This window comes from Helicobacter sp. NHP19-012 (assembly GCF_019703325.1).
In the GTDB taxonomy this organism is placed as follows: domain Bacteria; phylum Campylobacterota; class Campylobacteria; order Campylobacterales; family Helicobacteraceae; genus Helicobacter; species Helicobacter gastrofelis.
The window spans coordinates 146171-165311 of sequence record NZ_AP024819.1 but is presented as its reverse complement, the minus strand read 5'-3'; the positions used below and the strand labels follow the sequence as shown (position 1 = coordinate 165311).

Below are 19141 nucleotides of genomic sequence, written 5' to 3'. Positions count from 1 at the left end.
CTAGAATAGGCATTTTTGAAAGGATGGCTATGCGCGTTGCGGTTTTTGGCGGAGGGGCATGGGGACGGGCTTTAGCCTTTGCTTTGGGGCATAAAAACTCCATCCAAATCGTTTCAAGACAGGATTTAACGCCCTTACTCATGCCCTTAAACAAAGACTTAGTGCTAAAGGGGCACGAGCCCATCACGCAATGTGTGTTACAAGAGGCGTTAGAGGCGGATTTATTTGTCATTGCCATCAGCGTACAGCATTTGAGGGCGTGGTTTGAAAGGGCAAAACTGCCCCCCCACTCTCGGGTGTTGATCGCCGCTAAGGGGGTTGAGATCGGGGGGTGTTTTGTGAGCCAAATTGCCGAGGCGTTTTTAGACAGCCAAAACATTTGTTATTTGGCAGGCCCTAGCTTTGCTAAAGAGATTGTGGCAAGCTTGCCCTGTGCTTTAGCGATACACTCCAACAATGCCACGCTGGCTAGTGCCTATGCTAGCTGTTTGCCCACCTTCATCCGCTCTTACATCCACGAGGACATTAGGGGAGCTGAGATCGCCGGGGCATATAAAAATGTGATCGCTATCGCCGCTGGGGTGTGCGATGGGCTGGAGTTAGGGCAGGGGGCTAAGGCGAGTTTGCTCTCAAGGGGGCTTGTGGAAATGAGCCGTTTTGGGGCACATTTTGGGGGCAAAATGGAAACTTTTTTAGGCTTGTCTGGGGCGGGGGATTTGTTTTTAACCGCCAATTCTGTGCTTTCACGCAATTACCGCGTAGGGCTAGGCATCGCCGCTTGCAAGCCCTTAGCCACGATTATAGAAGAGTTGCAAGAAGTCGCTGAGGGGATCAAAACCACCAAAGCCATCGTGCAAATCGCCACAAGGGAGAGTATCCACGCCCCCATTGCTAAAGAATTAGACCTGCTTTTAGAGGGCAAGAACCCCCTAGAGAGCATGACCGCCTTAATCAAACGCTAAGGATAACGCCGTGCTGACCTTTTCAAATATTTTATTGAAATTGCAAGAGTTTTGGGCGAAACAGGGTTGCACCCTTTTACAGCCCTATGACATCCCGGCAGGGGCGGGGACTTTCCACCCTGCCACCTTGCTAAGGAGTTTAGACTCCACCCCGTGGAGCGTGGCCTATGTCGCCCCTTCACGCCGTCCCACAGACGGGCGTTATGGCGAGAACCCTAACCGCTTAGGCAGTTACTACCAATTTCAAGTCTTAATCAAGCCAAGCCCCTTAAATATCCAAGAGCTGTATTTACAAAGTTTGCAGGCTCTAGGCATTGACTTTAGTAAGCACGACATCCGCTTTGTGGAGGACAACTGGGAGTCGCCCACTTTGGGGGCGTGGGGGCTAGGCTGGGAGGTGTGGCTTGATGGCATGGAGATCACGCAATTTACCTACTTTCAGCAAGTGGGCTCGATTGCTTGCAGCCCCACGCCCATAGAAATCACCTATGGCGTGGAGAGGTTAGCGACTTATATCCAGCAAGTCGATTCGGTGCTAGACATTGTTTGGACGCTTAAAGATAACAAGCCCGTGTATTATAAAGAGGTGCATTTGGAGGGCGAGTTTGAGTTTAGCCATTACCATTTCACGCATGCCAATTTAGACTTTTTGCAAGCTAGCTTTGAAAACAACCAAGCCGAAGCCAAGCGTTGCTTAGAGCAAAACCTGCCCCTAGTGGCTTACGACTTTGTGATGCTCTCTAGCCATTTTTTTAATGTACTAGACGCTAGAAAGGCGTTGTCTGTGGCTAAACGCCAAGAGTGCATTTTAAAAATTAGAGAGCTTGCCAAAGCCTGTGCCTTGTTATACAAAGAGCAAGAGCCAGAGAGGTTAGCCCGCCTAAATGCTTAAGTTAAACGAACTTCTTGCCTTTTTAGACCAGCTAAGCCCCTTTGCTTTGCAAGAGAGTTGGGATAATGGGGGGCTGAATTTAGGCAGTTTGCATGCTGCGTATGAAAACATCGCCATCGCCCTAGAGCTCACTTTAGAGTTAGTGCAAGAGTTGCCCCCTAAAAGCGTGGTGCTCACTCACCACCCCCTATTTTTTAGACCCTTTAAAAACTTCAACCCCAGCCTTTACCCGGCTAACATCGCCACCTTGTTGTTACAAAAATCTTGTGCCCTTGTAGCCCTACACACGAATTTTGACAAGACCCATTTAAACCCCTACTTTGCCAAAACTCTAGGCTTTAGCCACACCAAAGAGGAGGGCATGGCATTAGTGGCTGACATTGCCCCCATAAGCCTAGAGGACTTAGCCACGCAAGTACAAGAGCGTTTAAACCTGCCCTATGTGCGTCTAGCAGACGCTAAAACCAAAATTAAGCGTGTGGCTGTGGTGTGTGGGGCGGGCTGTGGGGTTTTACACGAGCTTAAAGAGCCCCCTAGCAATCTTTGCCTCATCACGGGCGACATCAAGCACCACGATGCCATGCAGGCTCTCAGTGTGGGGGTTTCGCTCTTAGAAGTCCCCCATTATGAGAGCGAAAAGTTTTTTGTACCCTTGCTGAAAGACTTGCTAGAGCCCTACATTTTGCAATCTCAAGTAAAGTGTGTTAGACTACTCGATTGTAAAAATCCATTTATACTTAAGGTTTGACATGAACGCCCACTTAGTGCAGTTGATCCAAATTGCCAAGTTAGATAAAGACATTGAAGCTTTAGAGCCCTTGATTAAAGCCAAGAGAGCCGACTTAGACAAAGCCCTAGCCACAAGACAGAAAAAGCAGGCAGAATACGCCTTGCTTGAAGAAGAAAAAGGCAGTTTGCACCTACAAATCCAAAAGAACGAACAAGCCTTGTACGAAACCAACGCCAAAGTCGATAGCATCCAAAAAAAGATTTCTCAAGTCAAAAGCGAAAGAGAGTTACGCTCTCTAGGCATTGAAGAGGACATCACCAAAGAACGGGCGAACCAAGCCAACAAAGAGATCGAACGCTTGCAGATAGAGAGCGCGCATAAGAGCAAGCTGCAGGAAACCTTACAAAGTGCCTTAGAGGATTTGGAGCAAGAGATCGCCACGCTCGAGCAGAAAGTGGAGACAGAAACTGCCGAGATTAAAGAGCAACAGCAAAGAATCTTCCAAGAAAAGCAAGATTTAACCTTGAAAATGGACCATAAACTCATCGCCTTCTATGAGAAAATCCGCCGTTGGGCGGGCAACACCTGCGTTGTGAGTGTGAAAAAGCAAGCTTGTGGGGGGTGCTTTATCCGTATTAATGATCGCACCTATGCCGAGGTTTTAAGCAGCAGCGACATTTTGACTTGCCCGCATTGTGGTAGGATTTTATACATAGACACCGCACAATCCGCTTAAGGTTTGGCTTTTTTTAAGTTTGTGTATTTAACGCTCTTGTCTGTGGGGCATTTGTGCGCCACGCCCTTTTTAGCCCTCTTTAGCCTCAAGGCAAAATACCGCCACTCACTCAAGGCGCGCTTTTTTGCTAGGAGATATGCCCTAAGCTTTAAGCCCCGCTTATGGCTGCACGCTTGCTCTTTAGGCGAGGTGAAGTCCTTAGAGTGTTTGCTAAATGCCTTTAAGGACACGCCCACACTCTTAACCACCACCACGCAAACGGGCTACAACCACGCCCAAAAATTGGCCAAAGATCACCACAATCTCCAAGCGCACTTTTTACTCTTTGAAACCTTGTTATTTCTATGGTGCAAGGATTTAGATGAGTTAAAAGCCCTTGTGGTAACAGAGGCGGAGCTGTGGTTTCAACTCTTTGCTGTGGCAAAGTCTGTGGGCGCAAAGACCTTTTTAATCAACGCCCGCATTTCTAGCCGCTCCTACCCCAAATACAAACGCTTCAAGCCCTTTTACACTGCCCTTTTTAAAAACATTGATTTTATCTACGCCCAAAGTGTGCTAGACAAAGAGAGGTTAGAAAGCTTAGGAGCAAAAACACTTTGTGTTTTCCCCCACACTAAGTTATTCAACCCCCCCATTTGCACCAAAAATTACCCCAAACTTAAAAACTTAAGCATTGTGGGGGCGAGCACCCACGCTAGCGAAGAGGCACTGATTGTAGAGGCGTTTTTAAGCTTAGACGAGTCGGCACAGCTCATTTTAGTCCCCCGCCACCCCGAACGCTTTAAAGAAGTGCGAAGCTATTTAGAAAAGCACCCCAAACTTAAAGGTGATTTTAGCTGTTTTTCTAGGGGCTTGAGGTGGGATAGTCGGGTGCTTCTCATTGACGCTTTGGGCGAGCTGATTAACTTTTATGCGATCGCGGATATTGTTATTTTGGGCGGGGCGTTTGCCCCCATTGGCGGGCACAACCCCCTAGAACCTGCTTACTTTGGGGTAAAGCTCATCAGTGGGACGCATATCTTTAACCAAGAGGCGTTGTTTGCCTGCGTGCAGAATTTTTATTTGGTGCAAGAAAACGAATTAGCCCCCACTTTGGCAAACCACGCCACGCTAAAGCACAGCAAAATAGACACCCACGAGCAAGAACTCCAAACTTTAATCAAGGCAATTAATGTTACAGGCGTATAAGGTTTTGGCTAAACAGCTTACAATCTCGCATAAAGAGGCTAAAAGGCTCATCGACAAAGGTCTAGTGAGCGTAGCCGGGCAAAGGCTCAAATTAGCTAGAGCGCTTATCGCCTCAAATGCCCCCTTAAGCGTCTTAAAGTGTGAAAGTCAGGTTTTAGCCAAAGAGACAGAGTTTCTAGCCTTGAATAAAGCCCAAAATGTGTCTAGTTTTGAATTAGAGCGCACCCACAAGCCCTACCAACTTTGCCACCGCTTAGACCAAAGCACAAGCGGCGTTTTATTGTTGGGTTTGGGGGAGTTTTATAAAAAAGCCCTAGAGGCGTTTAAAGAGCGCAAGGTGTATAAAGAGTATTTGGCTTTAGTGCAAGGGGTGTTAGATAAACCTTTAAGCGTGTCAAAGAATTTAAGCGTGCAAAAAAGCCACACAGAGGATAAAAAGGGCTTTGTGCGGGCGTTTGTGGATAAAAAGGGCAAGAGGGCACTTACGCACATCACCCCCATTAAGACAATCGGGCAAATGACTTTATTAAAAGTGGTGATAGAAACGGGAGTAACGCACCAAATTAGGGCGCATTTAGCCCACCTCAAACACCCCATTGTGGGCGACATTTTCTACGGCGCAAAGCCTAATCAATATTTTTTCTTACACGCTTTTAAATTAGAGCTATTAGGGCTAAAATTTCAAGCCCCCCTACCCCCTTACTTCAAGGATTGCTGTGAGTTACTGGAACACGATTTATAGCCATTTTAGCCCCATTGCTTTTCATCTCTTTTCTATCCCCGTGCATTGGTATGGGCTCGCCTATGTGAGCGCGCTCGTTGTCGCCTTTTTTCTCGCCAAGAGGGCACTAAAGACAGACCCCGCGCGCTTTCCCATTAGCCAAACAAACTTTGAGAGCTATTTTTTATACGCTGAGGTGGGCGTAGTGTTGGGGGCAAGGCTGGGCTACATTCTCATTTACGACCCCAACACGCTTTACTACCTCAAAGCCCCATGGCAAATTTTTAACCCCTTTTACAACGGGGAGTTTATCGGTATTAGAGGCATGAGCTATCACGGCGGGCTTGTGGGTTTTTTGGTGGCTTCGTGGGTCTTTAGCAAGGTGAAAAAGCAAAACTTCTTAATTTACTTGGATTTGATCGCCGTGAGTTTGCCCCTAGCCTATGTCTTTGGGCGCATTGGTAACTTTTTAAACCAAGAGCTCTTTGGGCGGGTTGTGCCCAAGGGCGATATTTTTGGCGAGAAAATAGGCATTTTAGTGGGTGGGGTGTTGCGTTACCCCAGTCAGCTCATAGAGGCATTTTTAGAGGGCTTTTGTGTGTTCTTGGTGATTTGTGTGGCTAGGCATTACAGCAAAACGCATGGCATGCTCATGGTGGTGTATGGCTTTGCTTATGCGTGTGCGCGGTTTGTGGCAGAGTATTTTAGAGAAGCGGATGCACAGCTGGGTTATTATGTGTGGCATTTAAGCATGGGGCAGATTTTGAGTTTTTGTATGGTGCTGGTGTCCTTGGGGCTGTGGGGCTTTATCAAACTTGATAAATCCGCCCAAATGCGCTAAAATGGGGCTTTTTAGGGAGTGCAATGGAAAACAAAGAAGATGCGATCATTAGGTTTTCGGTGTCCTTACAACAAAATCTTTTAGATGAGCTAGACAACCGCATCATTAAAAACGGCTACTCATCTAGGTCCGAGCTCGTGCGCGACATGATTAGAGAGCGCCTTGTAGAGGACAGCTGGTCTAGGGCAGATAGCGAGGACAAAGGCTTGATTGTGGCGGTTGTGGTGCTCATTTACGATCACCACCAACGAGAGCTCAACCAGCGCATGATCGACATCCAACACGAGAGCCACATCAGCATTTTATGCACCACGCATGTGCATTTGGATGCGCACAACTGCCTAGAAACCATTATCTTAAGGGGCAAGCCGGCAGACATCATGCACTTGCATTTAGAAATCGGGGGGCTTAAGGGCGTGAAATTCTCCAAGCTCACCAAAGCATCGAGTTTTGAGTCCAACACCTAAGCCCACCATTGCGCTGTATGGGGGCAGCTTTGACCCCCCCCACATCGCCCATTTAGAGGTGATTTACCAAACTTTAGCCAGTTTCACCCTAGATAGGTTGTTTGTCCTAGTCGCCCACCAAAACCCCTTTAAAAAGCCCCCCGCCTTCACGCCCAAGCAACGCTTGCTGTGGATGCAAGAACTCTTAAGGGGGGTGGATAAAGTCGTGGTGAGCGATTATGAAATCAAACAAAACCGCCCCGTGCCCACCATTGAGAGCGTGCGCCATTTTCACCAAACCTACACCCCCCAAAAACTCTACTTTGTCATGGGCACGGACAATGTGGTGGGCTTAAAGGATTGGGAGGGCTACACGGAGCTTATCAACCTTGTACATTTTATTTTGGTGCAAAGGCAGGGCTACCCCTTGAGCACGCCCCCAAGTTTCACCCACTCGTTTTTATCTCTTGAAAACATCAAATGCCCTATTTCATCCACACAGATTAAAGCCGTGCTTGCCAAACACCAAATCTCCCCCCACCTGCCCCCCTTGGTGCAAGAGGGGGTGCTGACAACTTTTAAGGAAGACCATGAGAATTGCTAGAATCGTCGCCTTGCTTGAGGAGAAGAAGGCGGAAAATGTCGCCACCTTTGATTTAAGAGAGCAAGACTATATTACCGAGCATGTGGTGATCGCCACCGCTCTAGCGGGCAAGCACGCCCTAGCCCTGCTCGATCACCTCAAAACCACGCTCAAACCCCTAGGTGAAACCTTTTACGCCGTAGATGAAAGCAATGAGGAGTGGATCATCATTGACTTGGGCGACATTATGGTGCATATTTTCACCCAGAATTATAGAGAGCGTTTTGATTTAGACGGGTTTTTAAAGACCTATAACAAGCCCCATTGAAAATCATTGCCATCATCGGGGCGAGTGGGAGCGGGAAGAGTGCATTAGGGCTAGAGATCGCTTTGTGCTTAAATACCCCCATTGTATCCTTAGATTCGCTTAGTGTCTACAAAGAGCTAGACATTGCCAGTGCCAAACCAAGCCCACAAGAGCTAGCCCTTGTCAAGCACTACGGCGTGAATGTCCTTAAAATCCCCCAAAAGAACAATGCCCAAGTCTTTAAAGCCGAGCTTGAAAGGGCTATGTTAGAACACGAACAACTCTTGATTGTAGGCGGGAGTGGGTTTTATTTAAAATCCGTGATCGAGGGCTTGAGCCCACAGCCCACACTCAGCCAAGAGCAAGAGCAAGAGATTTTAGAGCAAATCAAAGCCCTAAAAGACCCCCACGCCTTTTTAGCTAAAATTGACCCCACCTACGCCAAGCACGCCACAGACCCTTATCGCACCGCCCAGGGGCTAAAACTCTACTTTGCCACCAACACCCCCCCAAGCCTTTATTTTAAAGAGCACCCCAAAGAACCCTTTAAGCACCCCATTGAGATTTTTGTTTTAGCCCTAGACAAGCCCACCCTGTACGCACAGATCGCCAAACGCACAAAGTGCATGTTAAAAAGGGGCATGGTGCAAGAGATTGAAACCTTAGCTCAAAAGTACGGCACGCACCACCAACCCTTTAAAGCCATAGGACCTAAAGAGTGCTTGCAATATTTAAGGGGAGAAATTAAGGCGACAGAGCTAGAAAGCCTCATCACCACGCACACTTGCCAGCTGGCTAAACGCCAAATGACCTTCAACAAGGGTTTTAAAAACGCACAATTCTTGCCCTCCTTCAAGCTCAAACAAGCGATTTTGCGCCTTAATGCTCCCGCACAATAGCCGAACTTTTAACAATCACGCGGTTATAGTCTTTTTGTAAGGGGCGTTGGTTGGGCTTGTTGTGCATGATTTTTTTAATGCCTTCAAATTGCTGGGGCGAGAGGCTTAAGGTTTCCTCAAGGACAAACCAAGTCACGCCCTCTGTGCAAGGGGGTGTTGTGAGCGAACCGTTGAAGTGGTAGTAGTGGATCGTGTCTGGCAAAAGTTTTTCTAAGGCGAGGGGTTTGGGGGGTGTTTTGTATGTATAAGCGTTTAAGAGAGGCGTTAAGAAGGGATTTTCTTGCCCAATTGTAAAGCCAATCCCCACCACCAATAAACGCCCTTGAGCGTCTTTATGCACTAGGTGCATGCTCAAGGGTTGGCGCTTGCCATGGATGGCAAATTCCATAGGGATATGGAAGTGCAGATTCACTAGGTTATACTTGTGATCTCTGTAGATAATAGAATCTTTGGGGTGGGCAAACTTAGCCACAAAAGTGTGGTGTGCATAGTCGATCGAAGTGGGGGCTGTGCTGTGGTAGTTAAAGACAAAATTTTCTTTGTCGGGTGCATGGTAGTAATGTTCGATATTGATGGGAGATTGGTTTTTCCCCGCCTTACAAACCGCATAGTCTTTATGTAATTTATCCCAGTGTTTAGCCCCCGTATGGGCTTCATAGCTCCAATGCTCTGCCCCTAAAGCCATGGGCAAACTTAAAGATAAACCGATGAGAAATAAACTTGTTTTCATAACCGTTTAAGCCTTTCTAAAATGTTTTTATTTAAACTCTTTGGGTCTTGGCTTGCGTCTAGGGTGTGGGTTTTGAGCCCCAAAAGTTGGCAAGCTTGCAACAAACGCTCTTGGGTGTGCTCTAAAAACTCTAGCCCCTTGGATTCGATAAAGTCGTGGGTTTTGGTGTGCATCCGCTCTTTTAAGGCTTTAGGATGTAGTTTTAGCAAAAATACACAATCGGGCAACACTTCTAACAAGCCGTGTAAGCGGTGTAATTCTAGGGCTTGTTCTATTGGGTAAGGGGCGTAGGCCAGCCCTGAGATGAGGGAGCGGTCGCTAAAGATGAGTTTATTTGCATTGGGCTTTAGCACCTCCTCTAAGTGCAAAGCCCGATCGGCTAGGAACAATAAAAACTGCGTAGGTGGGCTTAAATTCTCATGCAAGACCTTTTGGCGTAGGGCTTGCCCTAACTTAGTGCCCCCCGGCTCTTTGGTAAAAAGTGCATGCGGGTAGGCTTCTTTAAGTAGGGCAATTTGCGTGCTCTTGCCGCTCGTGTCTACCCCTTCTAAAGCGACATACATCTAAAACCTTTGGTTGATGAAGTCTAACACAAGGGGGGGGATTAGGTGGGCGATTTGCCCCTTGTGGCTTAGGATTGAGCGCACCACAGACGAGCTGATGAAGGCGTTTTGCAAAGCGGGCATGAAAAAAAGGGTTTCAAGCTCGGGGTTTAAAGATTTATTGGCATAACCCATTTGAAACTCAAATTCAAAATCGCTCACCGCTCTAAGCCCTCTTATGATCCACTTACAGCTATAAGACTTCGCTAAATCGCATAACAGCCCCTCAAAGGCGAGGCATTGGACATTGTCTAAAGACTTCGTGGCAAGTTGCAACATTTCTAATCGCTCTGGCAAGCTAAACATGGGGTTTTTTACGCTGGATTTTGCCACCGCCACAATTAGGGGGTTAAACAAGTTTGCCCCTTTTTTGATGATGTCTAAATGCCCGTTGGTGATGGGATCAAAGGTCCCCGGATAAATAGCCGGGTGCATTAAACCCCCCACCTTGGGTATAAGTCGTGTTCGATCCCTAAAGAATCAAACCACTTACCCACTAAAAACAGCTCCATGCTCTCTAGGTCCTTAGGTTTGGTGTAGTAGGTGAGTAAGGGGGGGGCGATGATCGCCCCCGTCTGCGCTAATTTTAAAAGGTTTTCAAGAGCGATAGAGTGCAGGGGCAACTCCCTAGGGGCGATTAAAAGCTTTTTCTGCTCTTTTAAGGCGACTGAAGCCGTGCGTGTGAGTAGGTCATCGCAAATGCCATGGGCAATTTTGCTAAAGGTGTTGAGGCTGGCTGGGATCACCGCCATCGCATCTACGTTGAAACTGCCCGAAGAGATGGGCGCGTCTATCTCGTGGTGCTTGTAAAGGGTGTAGGGGCGTTTCAACTCTTTTAATTTGTCTGTAAAATTTAACTCCATTTCCGCTAGCACAACTTTCTTAGCATGCGCACTGAGCACAATGAATAACTCCACTCCAAGCGGCAAGTTTTCCACAAACCGCCACGCCAAATTAACCCCGCTCGCCCCACTCACGCCTAAGACTAACTTCACAGCACCTCCCCTTTTAAAAACCCCGTGATTTTCACCTGCACGACTTTTTTACTCTCCACATTTAACGCTTGGATCACTTGATCCAAAACTCCATTTTCTAAGGCTTGCAAAGAAGTTTCTAAAGAGATCGCCCCCTCTCTTAGCGTGGCGTGGAAAATCTCGTGCTTGTAAACTAAAATTTGTGCCCCGACTTTGTCGATGCTTAAAAGCGTGTTGGCGGCTAAGAAACTCCTTGCACTAGAGTTATTGATGTAAGACGAGTCGATGGGCATGGCAAAAAAGCGGGTGAAGGGGACACTCACTTGGTAGGTGTTGCTGGGGTCTAGGTTTTGGTCTTTTCTTAACATGCTCTTGCTCTTATAGACCTGGATCGTGGCTTTGATTTTATAGCGCACCCACACGCTTTGGTTTTGTAGACTTAAATGCAACAAGCCCTCTTGGCTCAAAAATTGGGGAGTGCGCAGCTGTAGGTTTAAATCCTGTGGGCTTTTGGCGCGTTTTAAAATTTGCTCTAAAGTGGCGGGGTTACCGCTGGCAAGGCTTACTTGCACCGCTTGGATTTTCAAGGGGTATTTGGCGTAAAAGTTATTGTAGGCTTGCCTGATCGCTTGCTCTAAAAGCCCCTCAGCCATTAGGGGCAAACTGAGTAGGATAAAAAGTAAGAGCCTCAAAGCACGATCTTTTTAACAGAGTTTGGTCTAAGCCACACAAGTCCATGCGTGAAGAAGACTTGCAAGTGCCCCTCTTCAATGTGTTTAATCAAGCCAAAGCCATAGTGGGAGTGGTGCACGCAATCGCCCACATGTAGAATGGGGGCGGGGGCTAATTTGGCTTCTTCCACAAAACGGGATGGGCTCAAATTGACTTGCTTTTGCCTAAAATACGCGCGCTCTTTAGTGCTACAAATATAAAATTCTTCCTTCGCTCTTGTGATGGCGACATAGCCTAAACGGCGCTCTTCTTCAATGTCCGCCTCCTTTGTGCCATAGGGGAAAAAGCCCTCTTCAAAGCCCACGAGAAAAACCACGCTAAACTCCAAACCTTTAGAGGCATGCACGGTCATGCACTTGACCCCCTTAGAATTTTTTGAATGGATGGCTGGAGTTTCTAACACGCTCTGGTCTAAAAAATCTTGCACGGATACACAGCTCTCTAATGCTAAAGATTCAGTCACAAAGTCTAAAAACATGGTTTTTAAAGCTTGTAAGCGTTCTAAAACTTCCTCATCTGTTTGTTCTCCATCGTCCATGTAGGCGTAGGCGTTAAAAAGCTCTAGAGCTTGCTTAGGTTTGCTTAGGTGCGTGGCTTGGAGGGATAGGGCATCTAAAAGGGTGAAAAACTCTTGTAAGCGAGCATGGGCTTTACTGGGGAGTCCTTGGAGCAAATGGGATTGATAAGCCTTAGCGATGCTACAAGCATTTTGCGCGCAAATGCATTGGATTTTTTCTACACTACCCTTGCCCAACCCTTTAACTTTGCTAAGCAAGCGCAAAAGTGCGCTGTCGTCATGGGGGTTAGCCAGCGTGCGCAAATAGGCGAGGCGGTCTTTAATTTCGGCGCGCTCAAAAAAGCCCGTCTGTCCCACAAGAGTGTAGGGGATTTTAGCTTGGCGTAGGGTTTTTTCAATGTCTTCAGCAAGGCAATTAAAGCGGTAAAGGATGGCGATTTCCTCATAGGGGATTCCCTTAGCGGCGCATTCTAGGATTTTTTTAAGGATAAAGCCTTGTTCTTCTAAGGTGTTTGGGAAATGCTTCGCTTTTATGGTGTGTGCACCCCCTTGGCTCTTTTGGCTAAATAAGGTCTTTTGGTGGCGGTATTGGTTATGGGCGATGAGTTCGTTTGCGCAGCTAAGGATTTCAGGGGTGGAGCGGTAATTTTGCTCGAGTTTGATGACCTTAGCTCTGGGGAATCGGTTCTGAAAGTCTAAAATATTGCTGATGTCTGCCCCCCTAAAGCCGTAAATGCTTTGGTCGTCATCACCCACCACGCACAAGTTTTCGTGGGTGCTGCAAAGTTGTTTTAAAAGTTTGAATTGCAAGGGGTTGGTGTCTTGGTACTCATCTACAGAGATGTATTGGTAATACTCGCTGATTTGGCGCGCCAGTGTAGGCGTTTCTTCTAAGATGAGATGGGGCAGTGCGATGAGGTCGTCATAATCCACCCAATTTTGTTTTTCTAAATATTCTCCATAAGCCCTAAACGCTTTTTTGACATCGGGGTAGCAATCTTCCCATTTGATGAGGTGGTTTTTGATCCGCAAAAAATTTTTAAATAAATGACCGAGAAAGTGAGAATCGTCTTGCCATGGAAAATTACTATTGTTTTTGTAGGGGAGCAAAATGTGTTTGAGTTCTTTTTTAAGTTCTTCGGGTTTTTTGACAATAAAGTCTTTTGTGCGCCCCAACACTCCCATGTATTTTCTCAAAAAAGCGCAACCAAAGCTGTGGAAAGTGCTGAGTTTGAGTTTATAAGGTTTGTGCTGTGTGCCGAGCAATGCCATCGCCCTCTCTTGCATTTCATGGGCGGCTTTTTTGGTGAAGGTTAAAGTGAGCGTGTTTTCAGGGCGCACCCCCACAGAGCCGATGAGGTAAGCTAGGCGGGTGGTTAGAGTCTTGGTTTTACCGCTGCCTGCTCCGGCTAAAATCAATAAGGGTCCGTCAATATGGAGCACAGCTTCTCTTTGGGCAGAGTTTAGAGGGGCAAGTAGACTTTGGGCATTCATGGCAAATCTTGGGCGTTTGTGGGTGCTCTTAAATAGAAATCAAAATAAGAAGAGTGAAAATCATGGGCTTTAATCGCACCAAAATTATTTAAGCTAGCCTCTAAATTACCAACTCTTTGGTAAAGCAGTCCCAAGCCATAGCGCACATCGTAATTGCCCGGATCCATGCTCTTGCCAATCTCTAACAACAAGGCGGCATCGTCAAAGCGTTTTAAAGCAATGTAGGATAGACTCGCCAATTCGTAAACCTCCATTTCGTGATCGCCCAGCTTGTCGATGAGGGCGTTGTAAATCCCTATGGATTTTTCATACTGCTTTTGGAAAATGTGGAGCAAGCCGAGCATGCGCAATAAATCTGTGCTCATCTCTTGGTTGTTTGAAGCACTTAAGCGGGCGTTGAGCTCCTCCTCCTCTTGGTTTAAAAGCCCTGTGATGAAGCCCATGTAGATATACATCTTGCGTGCCAAAAGCGGACCATGTATGAGTTCCTCAAAGTTCGTCTTTTTGTTGGTTAAAAAGGCATAAGCCCCAAGCATTTGGCGGATATCGGCGTGGTATTTAAGCATCATCTCATAAAACACACTTGTGAGCATGTTTTTGGGGCGCATTTTTTTTAGGGCGGCGAAGTTTTTCACTAGTCTTTGTTTGTTATGGGTGCGGTTGGCATAGGCTACGCCTAAGGCGTAGTAAATGCTCAAAGGTCGCTTAGCCTTTTGCATCCAGTTCAAATCATCATCGGTCGCCCCGTTTAAATAAGAGAGGAAAGAACTTAAAAAGGCATGCCTTGTGGGATCACTAAACTTCAAAGTTTGGAAATCCAAAGTGATTTGTTTGAGTAGGGCACTAGGGTCGCGGTAATCTAGGCGTGTGCTCATGACAGCAAAAATACCAGCGAGGACATTTTTAGGATCGAGGTGGTAAGCCTTTTTAAAGTGGAATCTGGCTTTATGGAAGTTCTCTAGCTGGGCGTAGATTAGACCCGTGTCGTAATGTGCCACAGAGCTGTTAGGATTATCTTCTAACGAGAGTTCAAACTCTTTAAGCGCTAGGCGTAAGTGAAAGAGGCTCAGGTGCTTGATCCCGGCGATCATGTGTCGGTCGGCAAGGCTACCATATTTACCATTTTCTAAAAAATTGACTGCCCCTGTAAAGTCCTGACTCCCACTGCTATCCACAAAAAACACCCCCTCTTGGATCGCACCCAAGGCACTTTTAATATTGACTAATTTGTAGGGAGCGTAGTAAAACAATACCCGATCGATGGGCAGTCCGGGTCCATCTTTAAAATTTCTACTCCAAAAATCCTTGCGGATGGTGTTCATGTCAAAAAAATACGCATTAGGAGATGGCTCAATTGGGTAAGTGTCCGTTAGAATCTTTTCTTGGTGTTTGCTTTTATTGATGTCGTATAAAAGAGCCTTTAAGATGTCTTGCACGGCACCAAAATCCCCCAATTTGAGTGCGATGAGCTCTAAAGCCACTAGCACATCTTTATCTTCCTTGTAGCGTTCGTTGTAGCGTTGCAGGTATTCAATCGCCTGTTCGTAATCGCCCATGCGCGCATAGAGCAAGCCCAAAGCCTTGTTATCTCTGGGAGTAGCGGTAGCACTCAGTTGTGTGATAGCGCTGGCTTCGTCTCCAAAGAGCAAATATATCTTAGCCGCCAAGCGTTGCCTATCCCCGTTGAATAAATCGGAGTTGGGGTTGGTTAAGGCAGATAGGGTTTCAAAGTAATGCCCTCCGTAGTAAAGAGTCAGGGCATAGACATAGGAGTAAATGGGCTGTTTTTCTATTTCTGACATGTTGTCCACGGCCACTTTTAAATAGCGGGTGTAAAGATCCATATTGTTGATATAAAAGGCAGCAGCCATTGCGTCAATGGCATCCACACTATCATTACCCTTAATCGCTAAAGCATCATTAAAAGCCTGTAAGGCTCCTGCATAGTCGTGCTTACGCATTCTAATCACCCCTAGATTGTGGTTAGCAATGCTCGATGAAATGTTGGAGATGTTGCTAAAAACCTGCAAAGATTCATCGATTTGCCCATGGTTGTAGAGGATTTCAGCCTTTTTAATCAAAGTGTTGACTTGCTCTTCATTGCTTAGGGGGATGCGGCTACTCTCTTTTAAAGTGGGCAAGTTATCTAAAATCGAATTCTCGCTCTTCTCCACTTGCACGAGTTTACTAAGTTGTTGTTCGGTGTTTTTGCTCAGTTTTTTTTCATGGTGTTCTTCATGGGCAACAAAGCTTGTGATGAGTGCACCCACAACGATTAAGACCACAAGGCCCGTCCCACCCAAAACAGAGAAGTATAGTCTAGGGTAGCTATGCAAGCGGACTAAAAACTCTTTGGGGCTTTTAGCGTTGAAAAGGGAGTTTTCTTTGTTAAAAAATTTTTTAATCTGGTCTAAAAAGGCAGAGAATTTATTTTTACTCTTGCTTTTGTTTTGTTCCCCCTCTACAAGGTCACTAGGGTCATTTTTTCGGTTAGTTGTCTTATTTTTTTGGGGTTGCTCTTGATTTTCATCCACCATACCAAACCTTTAGAATGTGCTAGGCAAGTAGGGCAACAACACTTTAGGGATTTTAATGTGCCCATCTTGTTCTTGGTGGTTTTCCATCAAAGCCACCAAAGTGCGCCCCACTGCCAAAGACGAGCCGTTTAAAGTGTGCACGAAAGTATTCTTTTTGTTCTCTTTGTAGCGGATTTTGGCGCGTCTGGCTTGAAAATCCCTAGTGTTACTCACTGAGCTAATCTCTCTATAGCAATTTTGCCCGGGTAGCCACACCTCAATATCGATTGTGTTGCTTGCACTAAAACCGATGTCCCCGCTGCAAAGTTGCATGAATCTATGGGGCAATTCTAGGGCTTTTAAAATCCCACTTGCGGTTTCTAACATCTTAGCTTGCATGGCATCGCTCTCTTTAGGGTGGGTGATCGCCACTAACTCCACTTTGTCAAATTGATGCTGGCGGATAATGCCCCTTGTGTCCTTGCCCGCGCTGCCCGCCTCTTTACGAAAACACGGCGTGCAAGCGGTCATTAAAATGGGCAATTCTTCGGCAGTTAAAATCTCATCGGCGTATAAATTCGTAAGGCTCACTTCAGAAGTGGGGATCAAATACAAATCCTCCTCTTGCACCTTGAATAAATCCTCTTTAAACTTGGGTAATTGCCCCGTGCCAAAGAGGGTTTGGGTATTCACCAAAATGGGGGGGCTCACGATTTCAAAGCCCGCTTTGTAGTTGTAATCGAGCATAAAATTTAAAAGCGCGCGGCTTAAAAGCGCACCTTCTTTTCTTAGCACACTAAAGCGGCTTTGTGCAATCTTTACGCCCCTTTCAAACTCAATCCAGCCATTTTCTTGGGCGAGTTCGTGGTGTTCTTTGGGCGTAAAGCTAAAGGTTTTTGGTTCTAACACCCTCTTAATCTCTACATTGTCGTTTTCATCTTTGCCAAAGGGCGTGATGGGGTCTAGTAGGTTGGGGATAGTGTGTAAAAGTGCGTCTAGCTCCTCTTCTAGTGTGTTGGTGTGGGCGACTAGGTCTGCGATCTTGACTTTGTTCGCCTCTAGGGCGTTTTTTAACTCTTGTGCCTTTGCGGGGTCGTCCTTGTAGGTGAAAAAGAGTTTAGAGCTTTTGTTTTGGAACTCTTGGGCTTGCTCGAGCTCTTGTTTCTTGGCTTTGTAGGCGATGAGTTGTTCTTTTAGAGTTTCTAAAATTGTGGGGTCTAAAAAGCGTTTGGCTAAATTTTCTTGCACGCCCTCAAAATCGCTAAGTAGTCGTTTTTTATCAATCATCATCTCTCCTTAATTTGGGGGACGAAAGCCCCACTCCTTAGCCCATGCCTGCAAATACGCCTTATGCACCTCCAAGTGCAACACCCCCAAATCCCCCTCTAAACTGCTGGCGATATTGCCATTTGGCAGGGCGATCAAACTATCCCCATAGAAACGCCATGGGATGTTTTGGTTTTCACGCACCATACCGATACGATTTGCCCTAGCCACCAGCATAGAGTTACAAAATGCCCTTGAGCGCAAGACACAGCGCCAACGCTCAAACGACTCAAAGGTGCTAGCCGTGCTAACCAACACTACCTCTACTCCCGCCTCTTGCAAAGCCACCCAAAGCCTATCAAAATGCAGTTCATACCCAAAGAGTGGGGCGATTTTAATCCCCTCAATTTCTAGGATCGGGGGGGTTTTAAAGGCGGTGGGCTGTGGGTTGGCAAAAAAGCTAGCCTCCCCCCAGTGTTCAAAATTCACTAAGCGTTGTTGGCTGTAAAATTGCGTGTCCTGTGGGCTGATTAAAGCAATGTGTTTCAACAAGCCCTGCTCTTTTAATAAGACAAGCGGGACACTAAAGGTGATTTGGTGTTTGGCACTTAAGAGCTGTAATTGTTCTAGGCGGGCTTGGCTGTGGCTGTCGATCTTCTCGGGGGCTAGACTTAAGAGCTCCAAGAAAAAGGGAGTCGCGGCATACTCGGGCAAAACCACCACCGCATTTGGGGGCATTTGGCGCACGCTCTTTTGGATGAACTCCCACTCAAAACTAGCCATTTGTAGTAGAAATAAATGCATTAGAGTTTCACCGCAAAAATGCCCGACACACTTTTATACATGTAGTGGCTCTTTTGGACGACCTCTAAGCCCACATCACTAAGTTCCTCTTCTAGCTCATCTGCGCTGATGAACCTTTCAATGGATTTTGGCAAATAGGCGTAGGCTTTGTAATTCCAGCTAACAAGCATCCCCACAAAGGGCAGGATTTTAGAAGTGTAGATGTGCGCCAAGTAGCCCAAAATCCCCTTTTTATCTTGGCGCATAAACTCAAGCACCAACAACACCCCCCCTTTTTTTAGCACCCTAGTAAACTCTTTTAACGCCTCTTTGCGCTCCACGACATTACGCAGCCCATAGGCGATGGAGAGCAAATCCACGCTATTATCAGCTAAGGTGCGTAAGTTTTTTGCTTCCAAACAATCTAGGCGGATACGGGCGTTTTGGTTAAAGGGGCTTGCGGCGATTTTTTGCTCGGCTAGGCGCAACATTTCCGCAGACGGGTCGATCCCACACACGCTTGCCACGCTTCCCTTACACGCAGCGATTCTCTCCAAAACACACAACAACATATCCGCTGTTCCGCAGGCAATGTCTGCCACGCTTAAACCCTGTAAATCCCCTCGAAAGGCGTAAACATGGCGCAGGGCCTCTTGCACGCTCTCTTTGCGCCATTTGTGGTCCTGCTTAAAACTGACGACTTTATTTGCGGTGTCGTAGGTTTTGGCGATGGAGTCGAACATGCCGATGATTTGCTGTTGCTTGTCTGTGGGCTTTGCCATTAAAAGAATTTCCCCACCACCGCAAACACAATCACCGCCATGCACGCGGTCGGCACTTCATTCATCACCCTAAAAAAGCGCGAACTTTTATAAGTCCCCTCGTTTTTGAGCGCGCGCATCCACTTGCGGCACATAAAGTGAAAATGCAAAAGCAAGAGCACAAAGAGCAGTTTTAAATGCACCCAACCATAGTGGAATAAATCTAGCCCGCCCAAAATATAAAACAACCCTAAACCACTAAGGATGCTTAACACCATGGCGGGCGTGGCAATGCCGTTGAACAAGCGCGCCTCTTGCACCCGCACCACCGCTACAAACTCGGGCTTGTCGTGGTTTTCTCTGTGGTAGACGAACAAACGGGGCAAGTAAAGCAAAGCTGCCATCCACGAGATGACGGCTAAGATATGCACGATTTTAAGCCACAGATACAGGGTTTGCAT

General features: G+C 46.7%; 22 protein-coding genes. 11 read left to right on the top strand and 11 right to left on the bottom strand.

What is annotated here, in order from left to right; genetic code table 11:
• The first annotated feature begins 29 nt into the window (after positions 1–29).
• The 11 genes from K6J74_RS00810 to miaA are packed head-to-tail and all read left to right on the top strand — an operon-like array spanning position 30 to position 8305.
• Complete coding sequence (locus K6J74_RS00810) at positions 30–962, top strand: NAD(P)H-dependent glycerol-3-phosphate dehydrogenase (RefSeq protein ID WP_221272057.1); 933 nt, start codon at positions 30–32, stop codon at positions 960–962.
• A gap of 10 nt (positions 963–972) precedes the next feature.
• Positions 973–1854, top strand: a complete 882-nt coding sequence (gene glyQ / locus K6J74_RS00805; RefSeq protein ID WP_221272056.1) for a glycine--tRNA ligase subunit alpha — start codon at positions 973–975, stop codon at positions 1852–1854.
• Positions 1847–2602, top strand: coding sequence for a Nif3-like dinuclear metal center hexameric protein (locus tag K6J74_RS00800; RefSeq protein ID WP_221272055.1), 756 nt, complete (start codon positions 1847–1849; stop codon positions 2600–2602). Before glyQ ends, K6J74_RS00800 begins: the two co-directional genes overlap by 8 nt.
• Position 2603: 1 nt before the next feature.
• On the top strand, positions 2604–3320 hold the full coding sequence (locus tag K6J74_RS00795; protein WP_221272054.1) for a zinc ribbon domain-containing protein: 717 nt from the start codon (positions 2604–2606) through the stop codon (positions 3318–3320).
• A gap of 3 nt (positions 3321–3323) precedes the next feature.
• Positions 3324–4508: a lipid IV(A) 3-deoxy-D-manno-octulosonic acid transferase gene (waaA, locus tag K6J74_RS00790; RefSeq protein WP_221272053.1), complete on the top strand. Its 1185-nt coding sequence runs from the start codon at positions 3324–3326 to the stop codon at positions 4506–4508.
• Complete coding sequence (locus tag K6J74_RS00785) at positions 4492–5250, top strand: RluA family pseudouridine synthase (RefSeq protein ID WP_221272052.1); 759 nt, start codon at positions 4492–4494, stop codon at positions 5248–5250. Before waaA ends, K6J74_RS00785 begins: the two co-directional genes overlap by 17 nt.
• Positions 5225–6070 (top strand): prolipoprotein diacylglyceryl transferase, encoded by an 846-nt coding sequence (gene lgt, locus K6J74_RS00780; protein WP_221272051.1) that lies wholly within the window; start codon positions 5225–5227, stop codon positions 6068–6070. Before K6J74_RS00785 ends, lgt begins: the two co-directional genes overlap by 26 nt.
• Positions 6071–6093: 23 nt before the next feature.
• On the top strand, positions 6094–6537 hold the full coding sequence (gene nikR, locus K6J74_RS00775) for a nickel-responsive transcriptional regulator NikR (protein WP_221272050.1): 444 nt from the start codon (positions 6094–6096) through the stop codon (positions 6535–6537).
• Entirely contained in the window at positions 6521–7120 is a 600-nt protein-coding gene (nadD, locus tag K6J74_RS00770; protein ID WP_221272049.1) for a nicotinate (nicotinamide) nucleotide adenylyltransferase, read from the top strand. The genes nikR and nadD overlap by 17 nt, the downstream gene beginning before the upstream one ends.
• A complete protein-coding gene (gene rsfS, locus K6J74_RS00765; protein WP_221272048.1) occupies positions 7107–7427 on the top strand; it encodes a ribosome silencing factor in 321 nt (106 codons plus the stop codon). Before nadD ends, rsfS begins: the two co-directional genes overlap by 14 nt.
• Entirely contained in the window at positions 7424–8305 is an 882-nt protein-coding gene (gene miaA, locus K6J74_RS00760) for a tRNA (adenosine(37)-N6)-dimethylallyltransferase MiaA (protein WP_221272047.1), read from the top strand. Before rsfS ends, miaA begins: the two co-directional genes overlap by 4 nt.
• Here miaA and K6J74_RS00755 read toward each other — a convergent pair.
• From K6J74_RS00755 to hemJ, 11 genes are read right to left on the bottom strand one after another with little or no spacing between them, the layout of a single operon-like run.
• The gene (locus K6J74_RS00755) at positions 8286–9035 is read right to left on the bottom strand and encodes a carbonic anhydrase (protein WP_221272046.1); all 750 of its coding nucleotides are present in this window, start codon (positions 9033–9035) and stop codon (positions 8286–8288) included. The genes miaA and K6J74_RS00755 overlap by 20 nt on opposite strands.
• On the bottom strand, positions 9032–9598 hold the full coding sequence (gene tmk / locus K6J74_RS00750; RefSeq protein WP_221272045.1) for a dTMP kinase: 567 nt from the start codon (positions 9596–9598) through the stop codon (positions 9032–9034). The genes K6J74_RS00755 and tmk overlap by 4 nt, the downstream gene beginning before the upstream one ends.
• The gene (gene coaD, locus K6J74_RS00745; RefSeq protein WP_221272044.1) at positions 9599–10072 is read right to left on the bottom strand and encodes a pantetheine-phosphate adenylyltransferase; all 474 of its coding nucleotides are present in this window, start codon (positions 10070–10072) and stop codon (positions 9599–9601) included.
• Positions 10072–10632, bottom strand: a complete 561-nt coding sequence (locus tag K6J74_RS00740) for a UbiX family flavin prenyltransferase (RefSeq protein WP_221272043.1) — start codon at positions 10630–10632, stop codon at positions 10072–10074. Before K6J74_RS00740 ends, coaD begins: the two co-directional genes overlap by 1 nt.
• Positions 10629–11303 (bottom strand): flagellar basal body P-ring formation chaperone FlgA, encoded by a 675-nt coding sequence (gene flgA / locus K6J74_RS00735; protein ID WP_260321615.1) that lies wholly within the window; start codon positions 11301–11303, stop codon positions 10629–10631. The genes K6J74_RS00740 and flgA overlap by 4 nt, the downstream gene beginning before the upstream one ends.
• The gene (locus K6J74_RS00730; RefSeq protein ID WP_221272042.1) at positions 11300–13354 is read right to left on the bottom strand and encodes an ATP-dependent helicase; all 2055 of its coding nucleotides are present in this window, start codon (positions 13352–13354) and stop codon (positions 11300–11302) included. Before K6J74_RS00730 ends, flgA begins: the two co-directional genes overlap by 4 nt.
• Entirely contained in the window at positions 13351–15891 is a 2541-nt protein-coding gene (locus K6J74_RS00725; RefSeq protein ID WP_221272041.1) for a tetratricopeptide repeat protein, read from the bottom strand. Before K6J74_RS00725 ends, K6J74_RS00730 begins: the two co-directional genes overlap by 4 nt.
• 9 nt (positions 15892–15900) lie before the next feature.
• Positions 15901–17157, bottom strand: a complete 1257-nt coding sequence (gene serS, locus K6J74_RS00720; RefSeq protein WP_221272040.1) for a serine--tRNA ligase — start codon at positions 17155–17157, stop codon at positions 15901–15903.
• 9 nt (positions 17158–17166) lie between these two features.
• Positions 17167–17940: a carbon-nitrogen hydrolase family protein gene (locus K6J74_RS00715; RefSeq protein WP_221272039.1), complete on the bottom strand. Its 774-nt coding sequence runs from the start codon at positions 17938–17940 to the stop codon at positions 17167–17169.
• A complete protein-coding gene (ubiE, locus tag K6J74_RS00710) occupies positions 17940–18701 on the bottom strand; it encodes a bifunctional demethylmenaquinone methyltransferase/2-methoxy-6-polyprenyl-1,4-benzoquinol methylase UbiE (RefSeq protein WP_221272038.1) in 762 nt (253 codons plus the stop codon). Before ubiE ends, K6J74_RS00715 begins: the two co-directional genes overlap by 1 nt.
• Positions 18701–19141, bottom strand: coding sequence for a protoporphyrinogen oxidase HemJ (hemJ, locus tag K6J74_RS00705; protein WP_221272037.1), 441 nt, complete (start codon positions 19139–19141; stop codon positions 18701–18703). Before hemJ ends, ubiE begins: the two co-directional genes overlap by 1 nt.

What these genes read in the sequence shown, in the direction of transcription:
- K6J74_RS00810 (WP_221272057.1), top strand. Translation starts at nt 30, where the DNA reads ATGCGCGTTGCGGTTTTTGGCGGAGGGGCATGGGGACGGGCTTTAGCC.
- K6J74_RS00800 (WP_221272055.1), top strand. Translation starts at nt 1,847, where the DNA reads ATGCTTAAGTTAAACGAACTTCTTGCCTTTTTAGACCAGCTAAGCCCC.
- K6J74_RS00795 (WP_221272054.1), top strand. Translation starts at nt 2,604, where the DNA reads ATGAACGCCCACTTAGTGCAGTTGATCCAAATTGCCAAGTTAGATAAA.
- K6J74_RS00785 (WP_221272052.1), top strand. Translation starts at nt 4,492, where the DNA reads ATGTTACAGGCGTATAAGGTTTTGGCTAAACAGCTTACAATCTCGCAT.
- nikR (WP_221272050.1), top strand. Translation starts at nt 6,094, where the DNA reads ATGGAAAACAAAGAAGATGCGATCATTAGGTTTTCGGTGTCCTTACAA.
- rsfS (WP_221272048.1), top strand. Translation starts at nt 7,107, where the DNA reads ATGAGAATTGCTAGAATCGTCGCCTTGCTTGAGGAGAAGAAGGCGGAA.
- K6J74_RS00755 (WP_221272046.1), bottom strand. Translation starts at nt 9,035, where the DNA reads ATGAAAACAAGTTTATTTCTCATCGGTTTATCTTTAAGTTTGCCCATG.
- tmk (WP_221272045.1), bottom strand. Translation starts at nt 9,598, where the DNA reads ATGTATGTCGCTTTAGAAGGGGTAGACACGAGCGGCAAGAGCACGCAA.
- coaD (WP_221272044.1), bottom strand. Translation starts at nt 10,072, where the DNA reads ATGCACCCGGCTATTTATCCGGGGACCTTTGATCCCATCACCAACGGG.
- K6J74_RS00730 (WP_221272042.1), bottom strand. Translation starts at nt 13,354, where the DNA reads ATGAATGCCCAAAGTCTACTTGCCCCTCTAAACTCTGCCCAAAGAGAA.
- K6J74_RS00725 (WP_221272041.1), bottom strand. Translation starts at nt 15,891, where the DNA reads ATGGTGGATGAAAATCAAGAGCAACCCCAAAAAAATAAGACAACTAAC.
- serS (WP_221272040.1), bottom strand. Translation starts at nt 17,157, where the DNA reads ATGATTGATAAAAAACGACTACTTAGCGATTTTGAGGGCGTGCAAGAA.
- K6J74_RS00715 (WP_221272039.1), bottom strand. Translation starts at nt 17,940, where the DNA reads ATGCATTTATTTCTACTACAAATGGCTAGTTTTGAGTGGGAGTTCATC.
- ubiE (WP_221272038.1), bottom strand. Translation starts at nt 18,701, where the DNA reads ATGGCAAAGCCCACAGACAAGCAACAGCAAATCATCGGCATGTTCGAC.
- hemJ (WP_221272037.1), bottom strand. Translation starts at nt 19,141, where the DNA reads ATGCAAACCCTGTATCTGTGGCTTAAAATCGTGCATATCTTAGCCGTC.